Here is a 13,705-nt window from a genome sequence, read left to right on the forward strand (position 1 = left end):
CGGCATGTCGCGGTCTCAGGCGACTCGGATGGCGCGGGATGCGGCATGTGGCGGTCTCGGGCGACCCGCATGGCGCGAGATGCGGCATGTCGAGTGGATCAAGCGGGCGGGTCAGGCGGTGCCCCAGCTGTAGGTCTGCTTGCGCAGTTTGAGGTAGACGAACGCCTCGGTCGACAGCACCCCGTCCACGGCGCGCAGTCGTTGCAGGATCTCCAGCAGGTGCTCGTCGTTGCGGCACACCACCTCGGCCAGCAGGTCGAACGAGCCGGCGGTGATTACCACGTAGTCGACCTCGTCCAACTCGGCGAGGCGGTCGGCGACGCTCTCCAGGTCGCCGTCGGTGCGCAGCCCGATCATGGCCTGCCGGGGGAAGCCCAGTTGAAGTGGGTCGGTCACCGCGACGATCTGCATCACGCCGGCGTCGAGCAGGCGCTGTACGCGTTGGCGTACCGCCGCTTCGGAGAGCCCCACCGCCTTGCCGATGGTGGCGTACGGGCGGCGACCGTCCTCCTGCAACTGCTCGATGATCTGCTTCGCCACATCGTCGAGCAGGGCGTGGCTGGCGCCCTCCCGCACGCTGACCCGGCGTCCGCCGCTGCCGTTGTCCTGCTGCCGGTTCGTCATCGACCGCTCCCCATGTCCGTCACCGGGGTGAGCCTAGCGTCATCGGCAACTCTGGCGTAATTCGTCGTGAGGAGCTATCTCGGCAACGGAATCCCTTGTGAGTGAGGTTCTCTCATGTCAGGATCAGTCGTCTATCGCCACTGACCCTCCAGCCCCAGCCGGCGCGCCCACCCCCGTCCCGCCGCCGACGATCACCGATAGGAGTCGTCACATGCGTAGTGTCCACCGGGCCCTCACCCGGCGTGGTCTGCTCACCGGCACCCTCGGCTCGGCCGCGTTGCTCGCGGCCGGCGGCACCCTGGTCGGCTGCGGCACCCCCGCCGCGCAGCAGACCGAGGAGGGATGCGTCAGCGAGGATCTGTCCGGCTCGGAGAAGACGCTGGCCTTCTCCAACTGGCCGCAGTACATGGACGTCGACGAGGACGACGAGTCGAAGCGTCCCAGCCTGGACGGGTTCGTCAGCAGGACCGGCATTCAGGTGACCTACACCGAGGACGTCAACGACAACAACGAGTTCTTCGGCAAGGTGCAGAACCAGCTCGCCGCCTGCCAGGGCACCGGGCGGGACATCATGGTGCTCACCGACTGGATGGCCGCCAGGATGATCCGGCTCGGCTGGATCCAGAAGCTCGACACGGCGAAGCTGCCTAACGTCGAGGCCAACCTCCTGCCGTCGCTGCGGAACCGCCCCTTCGACGTCGAGAACCAGTTCGCCGTCCCGTGGCAGTCCGGCCTCGCCGGACTGGCCTACAACGGCCGGGTCACCGGCGAGATCCGTACCGTCGACGAACTGCTCACCCGCCCCGACCTCAAGGGCAAGGTGACCGCGCTCAGCGAGATGCGTGACACCATGGGTCTGCTGTTGATGTCCAACGGCCACGACCCGGCAGACTTCACCGCCAGCCAGTTCGACGACGCGCTCAACAAGCTCAAGCGGGCCGTGGACTCCGGGCAGATCCGCCGGTTCACCGGCAACGACTACGCCCCCGACCTGGCCAAGGGCGACATCGCCGCGTGCGTCGGCTGGTCCGGGGACATCATCCAGCTCGGCTTCGAAGACGAACGGATCAAGTTTGTGGTGCCCGACTCCGGCGTGATGCTCTGGTCGGACAACATGCTGGTGCCGAACCGGGCCAGCCACAAGGCCAACGCCGAAGAGCTGATCAACCACTACTACGATCCGGCGGTCGCCGCCCAGCTCGCCGCGTACGTCAACTACATCTGCCCGGTGCAGGGGGCGCAGGCGGAGATGGAAAAGCTCGACCCGGAGCTGGCCGCGAACCCGCTGATCTTCCCGGACGAGGCAATGCTCGCCAAGTCCCGGGTCTTCATGGCGCTGGACGAGCAGCAGGAACGCGAGTACGAGACCAAGTTCCAGCAGGTTATCGGGGCGTGAGATGGCGCGGGAGACTCCGGCCGGCGACCTGAGCCTGGCCAACCTCACCAAGACCTTCGGCACCTTCACCGCGGTCGACGACCTGAGCCTGACCGTTCCGCAGGGTTCGTTCTTCGCCCTGCTCGGCGCCTCGGGCTGCGGCAAGACCACCACCCTGCGGATGATCGCCGGCCTGGAGGAGCCGACAAGCGGGCAGGTACTGCTCGGTGACCGGGACATCTCCCGACTGCGGCCGTACAAGCGACCGGTCAACACGGTGTTCCAGAGCTACGCGCTCTTCCCGCACCTGGACATCTTCGAGAACGTCGCCTTCGGGCTGCGGCGGCGCGGCATCCGCTCGGTCGACGGCCAGGTGCGGCAGATGCTGTCCCTGGTGCAGCTCGACGGGTACGAGCGGCGCCGCCCCGCCCAGCTCTCCGGCGGCCAGCAGCAGCGCGTCGCGTTGGCCCGGGCCCTGATCAACCACCCGCAGGTGCTGCTGCTCGACGAGCCGCTCGGTGCGCTCGACCTGAAGCTGCGCCGCCAGATGCAGATCGAACTCAAACGGATCCAGACCGAGGTCGGCATCACCTTCGTGCACGTCACCCACGACCAGGAGGAAGCCATGACCATGGCGGACACGGTCGCGGTGATGAACGCCGGCCGGATCGAGCAACTCGGCGCACCGGCCGAGATCTATGAGTTCCCGGCGACCGCCTTCGTGGCCAACTTCCTCGGCCAGTCGAACCTGATCGCCGGTGACGTCTCCGGCGGCAGCGGGGACGACCTGCTGGTCACCGCACACGGCGCGCGGTTCTCCGTGCCGTCGGCGCGGTCCCGCACCGACCGGGGTCCGGTCTTTCTGGGCGTACGTCCCGAGAAGCTGCACCTGGCCACGGCGGCCGTGCAGGTGCCCGCCGGCAACCAGCACCTCGAAGGCACCATCACCGATGCCTCCTACGTCGGGGTGAGCACGCAGTACCTGCTGCGTACCGGCTGGGGCACCGAGCTGAGCGTCTTCGTCGCCAACAGCGGGGCGCAGCAGCGCTTCGCCGTCGGCGAGCGGGCCGTGGCGTACTGGGATCCGCAGCACGCCTTCCTGCTCGGCCGGGGTGCCGATGAGCCGGACCGGACCACCCCGGTCCTGGAGGAGCCGGTCGGTGCGTCCTCATGAGCCGGCGAAGCGAGGTGATCCGGTGAGCGCGCTGGCCCACGTGCCCACCGGCTCCGGGCAGCCGACGTCGCCGGCTGCCCGATCGGGCCGTCACCGGTTCCTGCCGTACCTGCTGTTGCTGCCGGGCGCGGCCTGGCTGGTCCTGTTCTTCGCCGTGCCGTTGGTGCAGCTCGCCGCGGCCAGCCTCTACGACCCCACCGGCTCGCTCTCCACCGGGTACGCGCTGACCTGGGCCTTCGGGAACTATCCGGCGGCGGTGCAGGCGTACTGGCCGCAGTTCGGGCGGTCCTTCCTGTACGCCGGCATCGCGCTGGTGCTGGCGCTGCTGATGGGCTACCCGCTGGCGTACGCGATCGCCCAGAAGGCCGGCCGGTGGAAGAACCTGCTGCTGGTCTGCGTGATCGCGCCGATGTTCACCAGCTTCCTGGTTCGTACGTTGGCCTGGAAGACGATCCTGTCGGACAACGGCTGGCTGGTCGGTCTGCTGCGCGACGTGCACCTGCTCGGCCCGGACGGTCGACTGTTGGCCACCCCGGTCGCGGTGGTGCTCGGCCTGACGTACAACTTCCTGCCGTTCTTGGTGCTGCCGCTGTACGCGAGCCTGGAGCGGCTGGACCACCGGCTGCTGGAAGCGTCGAGCGACCTGTACGCGAGCCCGCTGAAGACGTTCCGCCGGGTCACCCTGCCCCTGTCGATGCCGGGGCTGATCGCCGGCACCCTGCTCTTCTTCATTCCGGCGACCGGCGACTACATAAACGCGGAACTGCTCGGCACCCCGAACGAGTACATGATCGGCAACGTCATCGACTCGGCGTTCCTGGTCCGCCTCGATTACCCGCAGGGTGCGGCGCTGTCCTTCCTGCTGATGTCGGCGATCCTCGCGGTGGTCTTCGGCTACCTGCGCCGCGCCGGCACGGAGGAAGTCCTGTGACGCGCGCTTCCCGTTGGTTCGCCGAACACTGGGTGACGGGCGTGGCGCTGCTGGTGCTCGGTTACCTGTTCCTGCCGATCGCCGTGGTCGCCGCGTTGTCGTTCAACCGCCCCTCCAGCCGGCTGTCGTACGACTTCAACGAGTTCACCCTCGACAACTGGCGCAACCCGTGTGCCACCTCCGACATGTGCGACGCGGTGCTGCGCAGCGTGCAGATCGGGTTCCTGGCCACCGTGGCGGCCACCGCGCTCGGCACGCTGATGGCGTTCGCCCTGGCCCGGCACCGGTTCCGGGGCCGGTCCGGGCTCAACGTGCTGATCTTCCTGCCGATGGCGACGCCGGAACTGGTGATGGGCACCTCGCTGCTCGCCCTCTTCGTCTCCGGCGGCGTGCCGCTCGGCTTCTGGACGATCGTCATCGCCCACGTGATGTTCTGCGTGTCGTTCGTGGTGGTGACCGTCAAGGCGCGGCTGACCGGGATGGACGGGCGGCTGGAGGAGGCCGCGATGGACCTGTACGCCAATGAGTGGCAGACGTTCCGGCGGATCACCCTGCCGCTGGTGCTGCCCGGCATCGTGGCCGCCGCCCTGCTGGCGTTTTCGCTCAGCTTCGACGACTTCATCGTCACGAACTTCAACTCGGGCACCACCGTCACGTTCCCGATGTACGTCTGGGGTGCCGCCCAGCGGGGCATTCCACCGCAGGTAAACGTCATCGGCACGGCCATGTTCGGAATCGCGCTGCTGCTGGTGCTGGCCACCTCGCTGCACGGCCGGCGAGCCCGCCGGGCGGCGATCGTTCCCGTGCCCGTGAAGGGAAACGGCCGGCCATGACCCGGGCACCTGCCGGCCGGGCGGCGCGACACGGGCCAGTGTCCCCGGTCGGCCTGGCCGACGTGCCCGGACGGTCCGCGCCGGGACCGTCGGGTCCGCTCAGGGCGACGACATGAACCGCGCCGGGGATCCGACCCGGGCCCTGGCCGAGGCGGCGCGGGTGCCGTACTGGTTGGACCGCCCGGTTCGGCCCGCGCCGCTGCCGCCGCTGACCGGCGCGACAAGCGCCGACCTGTTGGTGATCGGCGGCGGCTACAGCGGACTGTGGACGGCGCTGCTGGCCCGGCGGGCCGACCCCGGACGGGACGTGCTGCTGGTCGAGGCGGGCACCTGCGGCTGGGCCGCCTCCGGCCGCAACGGCGGATTCTGTGCGGCCTCGCTGACGCATGGGCTGGCCAACGGGGCACGACGGTTCCCCGATGAGATCGGCGAGCTGGAACGACTCGGTCGGGAGAACCTCGACGCGATCGAGGCGACCGTGGCCGAGTACGGCATCGACTGCGACTTCGAGCGAACCGGCGAGCTGGCCGTCGCCGTCGAGCCGTACCAGCTCGCCGGGCTGGCCGAGGAGGCCGAACTGGCCCGTCGGTACGGCCACCGGGTGACCCTGCTCGACGCCGACGAGGTACGCGCCGAAGTGGACTCGCCGACGTACCTCGGTGGTCTGTGGGACCGGGACCGGGTGGCGATGCTTGACCCCGCCCGGCTGGCCTGGGGGCTGCGCCGGGCCTGCCTGGCGGCGGGCGTCCGGATTCACGAGCACACCCGGGTCGCCGGGCTGCGCCGCGACGGCGGGGCGCTGTTGGCGCGTACCGTCGGGGCCGACGGCGTGCCCGGGGCGGTGCGTGCCGGGCGGGTGGTGCTGGCCACCAACGCCTTTCCGCCGCTGCTGCGCCGGCTGCGGGCCTGGGTGGTGCCGGTGTACGACTACGCGCTGATGACCGAGCCGTTGAGCGCCGAGCAGCGCAACGCCGTCGGCTGGCGCAACCGGCAGGGGCTGGCGGACGGCGGCAACCAGTTCCACTACTACCGGATCACCGGCGAGGGGCGGATCCTGTTCGGCGGCTACGACGCCGTCTACCACTACGGCAATCGGGTGGCACCGGCGTTGGACCAGCGGGACGCCACCTTCACCGCCCTGGCCAACCATTTCTTCACCACCTTCCCGCAGCTCGACGGCGTGCGGTTCAGTCACCGCTGGGGCGGAGTGATCGACACCTGCACCCGGTTCTGCGCGTTCTTCGGCACCGCGTACGACGGTCGGCTCGCCTACGCGGCCGGCTACACCGGGCTCGGTGTCGGCGCGACCCGGTTCGGTGCCCGGGTGCTGCTCGACCTGCTCGACGGCGCGGACACCCCGCTGACCCGGCTCAACCTGGTCCGCGACCGGCCGCTGCCGTTCCCGCCCGAACCGGCCCGCGCGGTCGGTATCGGGCTCACCCGTTGGTCCCTGGCCCGTGCCGATGCGCGGCAGGGGCGGCGCAACCTGTGGCTCCGTACGCTCGATCGGTTTGGTCTGGGGTTCGACTCGTGATGCGCATCCTGCTCGTCGGTGCTGGTGGCGTCGGCTCCGCGGTGGTCGCCATCGCGGCCCGGCGCGCGTTCTTCGAGACCATGGTGGTCGCCGACCATGACCCCGGTCGCGCCGCGCGGGCGGTCGCCGGCCGCGACCCCCGATTCGTCGCCGCGTCCGTCGACGCCGCCGCTGCGGACGCGGTCGCCGCGCTGTGCCGGGAGCACCGGATCACCCACGTGCTCAACGCGGTCGACCCGCGCTTCGTCATGCCGATCTTCGACGGGGCGTACGCGGCCGGTGCCGACTATCTCGACATGGCGATGTCGCTGTCGAGGCCACACCCGGCCCGGCCCTATCAGGAAACCGGCGTCAAGCTCGGCGACGAGCAGTTCGCGGTGGCCGACAGGTGGGCGGCGGCCGGTCGGCTGGCGCTGTGCGGCATCGGCGTCGAACCGGGCCTGTCCGACGTCTTCGCCCGCTACGCGGCCGACGAGCTGTTCGCCGAGATCGACGAGATCGGCGTACGCGACGGGGCCAACCTGACCGTGGACGGGTACGACTTCGCACCGTCGTTCTCCATCTGGACCACAATCGAGGAGTGCCTCAACCCGCCGGTGATCTGGGAGGCCGGGCGCGGCTGGTTCACCACCGAGCCGTTCAGCGAGCCGGAGGTGTTCCACTTCCCGGCCGGCATCGGGCCGGTGGAGTGCGTCAACGTCGAGCACGAGGAGGTGCTGCTTATCCCGCGCTGGGTGCCGGCTCGACGGGTCACCTTCAAGTACGGGCTCGGCGACGAGTTCATCCAGGTGCTGAAGACGCTGCACAAGCTCGGCCTGGCCGCGACGTCGCCGGTGCGGGCGGGCGGCGTGTCGGTCTCACCCCGGGACGTGGTGGCCGCCTGCCTGCCCGACCCGGCCACCCTCGGCGAGCGGATGCGCGGCAGCACCTGCGCCGGCACCTGGGTACGGGGTACCGGGGTCGACGGCCGGCCGCGCGAGGTCTACCTCTACCACGTGGTCGACAACGAATGGTCGATGCAGGAGTACGGCCACCAGGCGGTGGTCTGGCAGACCGCCGTGAACCCGGTCGTGGCGCTGGAACTACTGGCCGGCGGCACATGGTCGGGCACCGGAGTCCTCGGCCCGGAGGCGCTACCCCCGAAACCCTTCCTCAACCTGCTCACCGCCTACGGCTCCCCCTGGGCCCTGGAAGAACGCTGAGCTGTCCCACCCCCCTTCTCCGCGATCTTGCAGTTCTGGTCGCCGATACGGGGGTTTTGTTACTGAATGCGGCGACGGAAAGTGCAAGATCGCGGAGAAGGGTGGGAGGGGTGGTGGGGTGCCTAGCACGGGATTGGGGGTGGGGGAGGTTTTCCACAGGAGGGCGGGCTGTCCACAGGGGAGTGCGCGGGGGTGGAACGTCTGGTGATGGGCGGGAGAGGGTGCCCGCATGGCTGCTCAACTGTGGCGGGTGGAAACTCTGCTGCGGACGCTCACCGCCCGACGGCTGCGTACCCGTCTGGGCCGGGACGAGTTGCGCCGCGTGCGGAGGGGCGTCTACGCCGATCAACTCCTCGACGACGAGGACGAGCTACGAGCACTACTGCTGTGTCTGCCGGAGGGTGCCATGTTCACCCGGCAGACGGCGGCCCGACGCTATGGCTTCGGCGTGCTGCGCGACGACCTCGTGCACGTTCACCTGCCGGCCACCGTGCCGAAACCCCGGCTACCCGGGCTGGCCGTGCATCGGTCTGTGCTTCCGGTGCAGCCGGTCCTCGTTAATGGGCTGCCCTGTGTGCCGGCGGCGCGCTGCGCGGTCGACCTGGCGCGTACGGTTCGGCGGCTCGACGCGCTTCCCGTGCTGGACTGCGCACTCAGGTCCGCTCTCGTGACTCCCGATGATCTGATGGCTGAGGTGTGCAAGCATCGGGCGCTAAGCGGGGTGCGGCAGGCGCGCGAGTTGGTGCCGCTTGCCGACGGCCGGTCGGAATGTCGCCAGGAGAGTCAGTTGCGGTTGGTGCTGCTCGACGGGCGGCTACCTCCTCCTGAGCCGCAACTCTGGGTCCACGACGCTGAGGGCTTCCAGCGCTATCGCCTCGACCTCGGCTACCGCGAGCGCAGGGTCGGCATCGAGTACGACGGTGTCTCCCACCTCGATCGCGAGAGCCTCAGGTACGACCGGGAACGGGTCAACTGGCTCGACGCGCAGGGTTGGCGGATGAGGTACTTCACCGACCGCGACCTCTACCGCCGCCCCAACTACATCGTCGCCACCATCCGAACCGCCCTCTCCTGACCGCGACGCTGCCTCGCCCGCCGCCGCCCACCCCACCCCACCCCTCCCCACCCCACCCCTCCCCACCCCTCCCCACCCCTCCCCACCCCACCCTCCCCGCCCTCCCCGCCGCCCCGCGATCTTGCGCTTCCTGTCGGTACGAATGACCTGTAAAGGGCAATTCGGCGACCGAAAGTGCAAGATCGACGCGGGTGGGGTCTGCGCCTAGGGTGATGCAGGTCACCGTCGGGTGTCGAGGGGGTGGGGCGGTTACGTGGAGTATTGCTTCGGCGGGCACTTACGGAACCCTTAACTCCTGCCTGAGAACGTATGCGCGACAGCGAGGACCACGGGGAGCGGAAGCGTGCGGGTGCTGGTGGCGGACGACGAGCGGTTGTTGGCGGACACCGTCGCGGAGGGGCTGCGTCGCCTCTCCATGGCGGTGGACGTCTGCTACGACGGTGACGGAGCGTTGGAGCGGGTCGGGGTGAACCGGTACGACGTCGCGGTGCTGGACCGGGACATGCCGGGACATACCGGCGACGAGGTGTGTCGCAGCCTGGCGACGTCCGGCTCCGGTACGCGGGTGCTGCTGCTCACCGCTGCCGCCGGCATCCGGGATCGGGTGGAGGGCCTGGGGCTGGGCGCCGACGACTACCTGACCAAACCGTTCGCCTTCGCCGAACTGGTTGCCCGGGTGCAGGCGTTGGGTCGGCGCTCCGCCCCGGCCGTCCCGCCGGTGCTGGAGGCCCATGGCGTCGTCCTGGACGTGGCCCGGCACACGGTCATTCGGGAGGGTCGGCCGGTCAGCCTGAGCCCGAAGGAGTTCGCGGTGCTGCACGTGCTGCTCCGCGCCGAAGGCCGGGTGGTCAGTGCTGAAGAACTGCTGGAACAGGCATGGGACGAGTTTGCCGACCCGTTCACCAACGTCGTCCGGGTCACCGTGATGACGCTGCGGAAGAAGCTCGGTGAGCCCCAGGTCATCCACACCGTGCCCCGGGCCGGGTACCGCATCGGTGGTGCCGAGTGACCCCGCGCTGGCGCGTCGTGCTGGTCGGCGTGCTCGCCCTGCTCGTCGGGTACGTGCTGCCCGGCCTGACGAAGTCGGTGCTCGGCGAGTTGTGGGTGAGCGCCAGCAGGCTCTGTCACACCGGGCTGCCCGGCGTGGGTCTGGTGTGCCAGCCGGCGCGGGACCTCGCCGGTCTGGCCGTCCCGCTCACCGGGCTGGGGCTCCTCGTGCTCTCGGTGGCCGGAATCTGGGCCGCCGCGCTGTGGTGCCTGCGTCCGGTGCGGGATCTCGCCGGGCCGATCGCGCAGGTCGGGCCGCAGAATCTCGGTCATCGGCTCCGGCCGCGCGGTAACGACGAACTGGCCCGGTTGGCCCGGTCCATCGACGAGATGATGGAGCGCATCGCCGCCGGCTACGAGGGACAGCGACGGTTCGCCGCGAACGCCTCCCACGAACTGCGTACGCCGTTGGCGGTGCAGCGGACGCTTATCGAGGTCGGCATGGCCCGGTCGCTCACCGGTGAACAACTCGAACTGCTGACCGGGCAGCTGCTGGAGACCAACGAACGCAACGAGCGGCTCATCGAGGGGTTGCTCGCGCTCAGTGAGAGCGACCAGGGGCTGCGTTCCCGTACGCCGCAGCGCCTCGACGAGATCGTGACCGGGGTGCTGGCCGCGTACCAGGACCGGCTCACCGAGACCGGGTTGACGGTGCACAGCCATCTGGAACCCCGGTTGGTGATGGGCGAGCGGGTACTGCTGGAACGCCTGGTGACGAACCTCGTGGAGAACGCGATCAAGTACAACCGGCCGGGCGGCACCCTCACCGTCGCGGTCGGTCGCAGCCCGGCCCTGACCGTGGTCAACACGGGCCAGGTGGTGCCGGCCGAGGCGGTCGCCGGGCTCTTCGAACCGTTCCGTCGGCTGGCCCGGGACCGGACGAACCACAGCGGTGGTGCCGGCCTCGGCCTGGCCATCGCCCGCTCGATCACCCAGGCCCACGACGGCCTGATCGCCGCCCGCCCGGCCGAGTACGGCGGGCTGCGGGTGGACGTCCAACTACCCACCGCACCCTGACCCGGCCGCCCAGCCGGCGGCCGAACCACCACCCACGAACGGGGCCGAACAGCTCGGCAGCCCGACCTTCGGCGTGCCCGTGAAACGGCACCGGCGGGCCTGGGAACGAGCGTCCGCCATGCCTGGGAAGCGCCTGGCCGGCGGGCCAGTGACCTGCCCGGCGTGCGACCTGTGCGGGCGGGCGCGCGACCTGCCCGGCGCGCCCACGATCTGCCCGGCGCGCCAGCCATCTGGCTGGTGTGCCGGCGACGGAAAGGAGAGACCATGACCACCCGTGAAGCCGTCGCGGTAGGGGCGACCGCCGGGCCGCCCGTCCCCAAGGACGCCGGTGCCGGGCCGGCGTCGGGCGGTATCGGACCAGCCTCTGGCGGTGCTGGGCCGGCGTCGGGCGGTATCGGACCAGCCTCGGGTGGTGCTGGGCCGCCGTCGGGTGGTGCTGGGCCGGCCTCGGGTGGGACCAGGTTGGCCTGGGCGGATGTCGCCAAGGGCGGCTGCATCCTGCTGGTCCTGCTCTGGCACGTGATCGTCAAGGACTACCTCCAGATCGACTGGCGGCTCGACGTACCGGTGCCGGGTGCCTGGGGGACTCTCGGCGAACTGCTGCTCCCGATGCGGATGCCGCTGTTCTTCACCATCTCCGGCATGTTCGCGGCGACCGCCGTGCAGCGGCCGTGGCGGTCGGTCGCCCGACCCCGGGCCGCCCGCTTCCTCTACCTGTACGGCGTCTGGCTGATGATCCACACTGCCGTACTGGCCCTCGCCCCGGACTTCCCGACCGACCGGGCGAGCGACCTCGGTGGCCTGTTGGCACAGTTGACGGTCACCCCGTCCAACCTCTGGTACTTGTACGCACTGGCGTTGTACTTCGTACTGGCGAAGGCGCTGCGACGGGTCCATCCGGCGGTGCTGTTGGTCGCCGCCGGCACGCTGAGCACCGTCGCCGCCGCGGGACTGGTCGACACGCCCGGTAACCGGGGCGGTCTCTACCAGAACCTGGTGTTCTTCCTGGCCGGCCTGTACCTGCGCGGGTACGTCCTTCGGTGGGCCGACGCCGTCACCGGCCGACGGTTGCTGCTGGCCGCAGCGGCGTACGCGGTCGCGCTGGCTGCCGTGGCGGCGACCGGCACTGCCCGGTTGCCCGGGGTGGCGCCGCTGGTCTCCGTCCTCGCGGTGCTGTTCGGCATCGCCGTGGCGGTCCGGCTGGCCCGGTGGTCGGCGGTGGGCCAACCACTCGCTGCCCTCGGTCGCCAGACGCTGCCGATCTATGTGATCCACATGCCGGTGCTGGCGCTGCTGCATCGACTGATCGCCGAGCCGATCGCGGGTCTGGACGAACCGGCCCGGTTCGCGTTGGCCCTCGGCTTCCCGTTCTCGCTCACCGTCGCCGTGCTGGCGATCAGCCTCGGCCTGCACCGGCTGCTGCTGGCGACCCGGGCGACGTGGCTGTTCGACCTGCCCGGCCGGGCCGACACCACCCAGCGGCCGACCCCCCGACCGTCCACACCGACGGCGGCGGAACCGCCCGCGCCGGCGGCCGTCATGAGCCCGGCAGAGCCGTCCGCGCCGGAGCCGTCCGCGCCGGAGCCGTCCGCGCCGGCGGCGGCCGAGCCGCTCAGGCCGACGGCGTCTCGCTGATCTACTGCGAAGGAGAAGACATGTCCCACACCGATCCGTCCGGAGCCGGCCCGGCTCCGATCGACGTGCCGGAGGCCGCCAGGTGGCTGGCCGGCCGGGTGTTGCGTACCCCGGTGCTGCGCGCACCGACCATCGACCGGCTGGCCGGTGCCCGGGTGCTGTTGAAGGCGGAGAACCTTCAGGCCGGGGGCTCGTACAAGATGCGCGGCGGGCTTTACGCGGTGGGCCGGCTGGCAGCGGCCGGCCACGGCGGGGTGGTCGCCCAGAGCACCGGTAACCACGCGGTGGCGGTGGCGCTGGCGGCTCGGCGGTTCGAACTGGCAGCCACGGTGGTCCTGCCGGTCGACGCGGCAGCGACGAAGGTGGCTCGGGCCCGCGCGGCAGGTGCACGGGTGGTGCTCGCCGGTACGACGGTCGAGGAGCGGCTGGCCGTGGCCCGCCGGGTGAGCGACGAGACCGGCCACCCGATCGTCGACGCGTACGACCATCCGGACGTCATCGCCGGGCAGGGCAGCGCCAGCCTCGAACTGATCGAGGAGGCCGAACGGGCCGGCACTCCGCTGGACGCCCTCGTGGTGCCGGTCGGCGGCGGTGGCGGTGCTGCCGGTGCCTGCCTGGCCGCGACCGGTCGGCCGATCGAGGTGTACGGGGTGGAGCCGCATGGCTGCGACTCGCTGGCCCGCAGCCTGGTGGCCGGTCGACCCGTTCCGGTGACGCCGGCACCGACGATCGCCGACGGCCTGCGCCCGTCGTGCGTGGGTGAGCTGCCCTTCGCCATCCTGCGCACCCGTCTGTGCGGTGTGGTGCGGGTGGACGACGACGAGATCGCCGAGGCGTTCCGGCTGCTCCTGCTGGACCTGAAGGTGTTGGCCGAACCGTCGGGGGCAGCCGGCCTGGCCGGCGCGCTACGACTCGCCGCCGACGGAACGCTGCGGTCGCTCGGCACTGACGGAACGCTGCGGTCGCTCGGCTCCGACGGGAGCCTGCGGTCGCTCGCCGCCGGCGGAACGCTGCGGTCGCTCGCCGCCGACGGGGGGCGGCGGTCGCCTGTCGCCGAGCGGTTGCCGGTGGTGGCTGCCGGTGGGCGGCGGCGCACGGTCGGCGTGGTGCTGACCGGCGGAAACGTGGAGGCGGAACTGGTCGCCCGACTGGCGGCAACCGCCCGACTTGAGGAAGAGGTGGCAGTGGCATGAGCGAGCTGATCATCGGCGGGGTGTGCCTGGGCCCGAGGCCCGGCGACGAGCGAAGCGAGGTACCG

The 13,705-nt window shown here is 70.7% G+C and carries 12 protein-coding genes; 11 read left to right on the forward strand and 1 reads right to left on the reverse strand.

All coding sequences use genetic code 11. The features are described from left to right. Positions 1–111 precede the first annotated feature (111 nt). Positions 112–624, reverse strand: a complete 513-nt coding sequence (locus AB0J93_RS14265) for an Lrp/AsnC family transcriptional regulator (protein WP_363921746.1) — start codon at positions 622–624, stop codon at positions 112–114. Between the two features lie 211 nt (positions 625–835). On the opposite strand from AB0J93_RS14265, the gene AB0J93_RS14270 reads away from it, so the two are divergent. The 11 genes from AB0J93_RS14270 (at position 836) to AB0J93_RS14320 (ending at position 13,640) form a co-directional block, all read left to right on the forward strand. Beyond that, the gene (locus AB0J93_RS14270) at positions 836–2,020 is read left to right on the forward strand and encodes a spermidine/putrescine ABC transporter substrate-binding protein (RefSeq protein ID WP_363921748.1); all 1,185 of its coding nucleotides are present in this window, start codon (positions 836–838) and stop codon (positions 2,018–2,020) included. 1 nt (position 2,021) lies between these two features. Beyond that, the gene (locus AB0J93_RS14275) at positions 2,022–3,173 is read left to right on the forward strand and encodes an ABC transporter ATP-binding protein (protein ID WP_363921751.1); all 1,152 of its coding nucleotides are present in this window, start codon (positions 2,022–2,024) and stop codon (positions 3,171–3,173) included. 22 nt (positions 3,174–3,195) lie between these two features. Continuing rightward, complete coding sequence (locus AB0J93_RS14280) at positions 3,196–4,104, forward strand: ABC transporter permease (protein ID WP_363921753.1); 909 nt, start codon at positions 3,196–3,198, stop codon at positions 4,102–4,104. Then, the gene (locus AB0J93_RS14285) at positions 4,101–4,937 is read left to right on the forward strand and encodes an ABC transporter permease (RefSeq protein ID WP_363921755.1); all 837 of its coding nucleotides are present in this window, start codon (positions 4,101–4,103) and stop codon (positions 4,935–4,937) included. The genes AB0J93_RS14280 and AB0J93_RS14285 overlap by 4 nt, the downstream gene beginning before the upstream one ends. A gap of 112 nt (positions 4,938–5,049) precedes the next feature. Then, on the forward strand, positions 5,050–6,471 hold the full coding sequence (locus AB0J93_RS14290; RefSeq protein ID WP_363921757.1) for an FAD-dependent oxidoreductase: 1,422 nt from the start codon (positions 5,050–5,052) through the stop codon (positions 6,469–6,471). Beyond that, the gene (locus AB0J93_RS14295) at positions 6,471–7,673 is read left to right on the forward strand and encodes a saccharopine dehydrogenase C-terminal domain-containing protein (RefSeq protein WP_363922053.1); all 1,203 of its coding nucleotides are present in this window, start codon (positions 6,471–6,473) and stop codon (positions 7,671–7,673) included. The genes AB0J93_RS14290 and AB0J93_RS14295 overlap by 1 nt, the downstream gene beginning before the upstream one ends. 229 nt (positions 7,674–7,902) lie before the next feature. Beyond that, positions 7,903–8,748, forward strand: a complete 846-nt coding sequence (locus AB0J93_RS14300; RefSeq protein WP_363921759.1) for a DUF559 domain-containing protein — start codon at positions 7,903–7,905, stop codon at positions 8,746–8,748. Between the two features lie 343 nt (positions 8,749–9,091). After that, a complete protein-coding gene (locus AB0J93_RS14305; RefSeq protein ID WP_363921761.1) occupies positions 9,092–9,757 on the forward strand; it encodes a response regulator transcription factor in 666 nt (221 codons plus the stop codon). Next, positions 9,754–10,812: an ATP-binding protein gene (locus AB0J93_RS14310; protein ID WP_363921763.1), complete on the forward strand. Its 1,059-nt coding sequence runs from the start codon at positions 9,754–9,756 to the stop codon at positions 10,810–10,812. The genes AB0J93_RS14305 and AB0J93_RS14310 overlap by 4 nt, the downstream gene beginning before the upstream one ends. 462 nt (positions 10,813–11,274) lie before the next feature. Next, on the forward strand, positions 11,275–12,447 hold the full coding sequence (locus tag AB0J93_RS14315) for an acyltransferase (RefSeq protein ID WP_363921765.1): 1,173 nt from the start codon (positions 11,275–11,277) through the stop codon (positions 12,445–12,447). A 20-nt stretch (positions 12,448–12,467) separates the two neighbouring features. Beyond that, entirely contained in the window at positions 12,468–13,640 is a 1,173-nt protein-coding gene (locus AB0J93_RS14320; RefSeq protein ID WP_363921767.1) for a pyridoxal-phosphate dependent enzyme, read from the forward strand. Positions 13,641–13,705: the final 65 nt, after the last annotated feature.

Source organism: Micromonospora sp. NPDC049374 (genome assembly GCF_040677165.1).
Lineage (GTDB): Bacteria > Actinomycetota > Actinomycetes > Mycobacteriales > Micromonosporaceae > Micromonospora.

What these genes read in the sequence shown, in the direction of transcription:
- AB0J93_RS14265 (WP_363921746.1), bottom strand. Translation starts at nt 624, where the DNA reads ATGACGAACCGGCAGCAGGACAACGGCAGCGGCGGACGCCGGGTCAGC.
- AB0J93_RS14270 (WP_363921748.1), top strand. Translation starts at nt 836, where the DNA reads ATGCGTAGTGTCCACCGGGCCCTCACCCGGCGTGGTCTGCTCACCGGC.
- AB0J93_RS14275 (WP_363921751.1), top strand. Translation starts at nt 2,022, where the DNA reads ATGGCGCGGGAGACTCCGGCCGGCGACCTGAGCCTGGCCAACCTCACC.
- AB0J93_RS14290 (WP_363921757.1), top strand. Translation starts at nt 5,050, where the DNA reads ATGAACCGCGCCGGGGATCCGACCCGGGCCCTGGCCGAGGCGGCGCGG.
- AB0J93_RS14295 (WP_363922053.1), top strand. Translation starts at nt 6,471, where the DNA reads ATGCGCATCCTGCTCGTCGGTGCTGGTGGCGTCGGCTCCGCGGTGGTC.
- AB0J93_RS14300 (WP_363921759.1), top strand. Translation starts at nt 7,903, where the DNA reads ATGGCTGCTCAACTGTGGCGGGTGGAAACTCTGCTGCGGACGCTCACC.
- AB0J93_RS14320 (WP_363921767.1), top strand. Translation starts at nt 12,468, where the DNA reads ATGTCCCACACCGATCCGTCCGGAGCCGGCCCGGCTCCGATCGACGTG.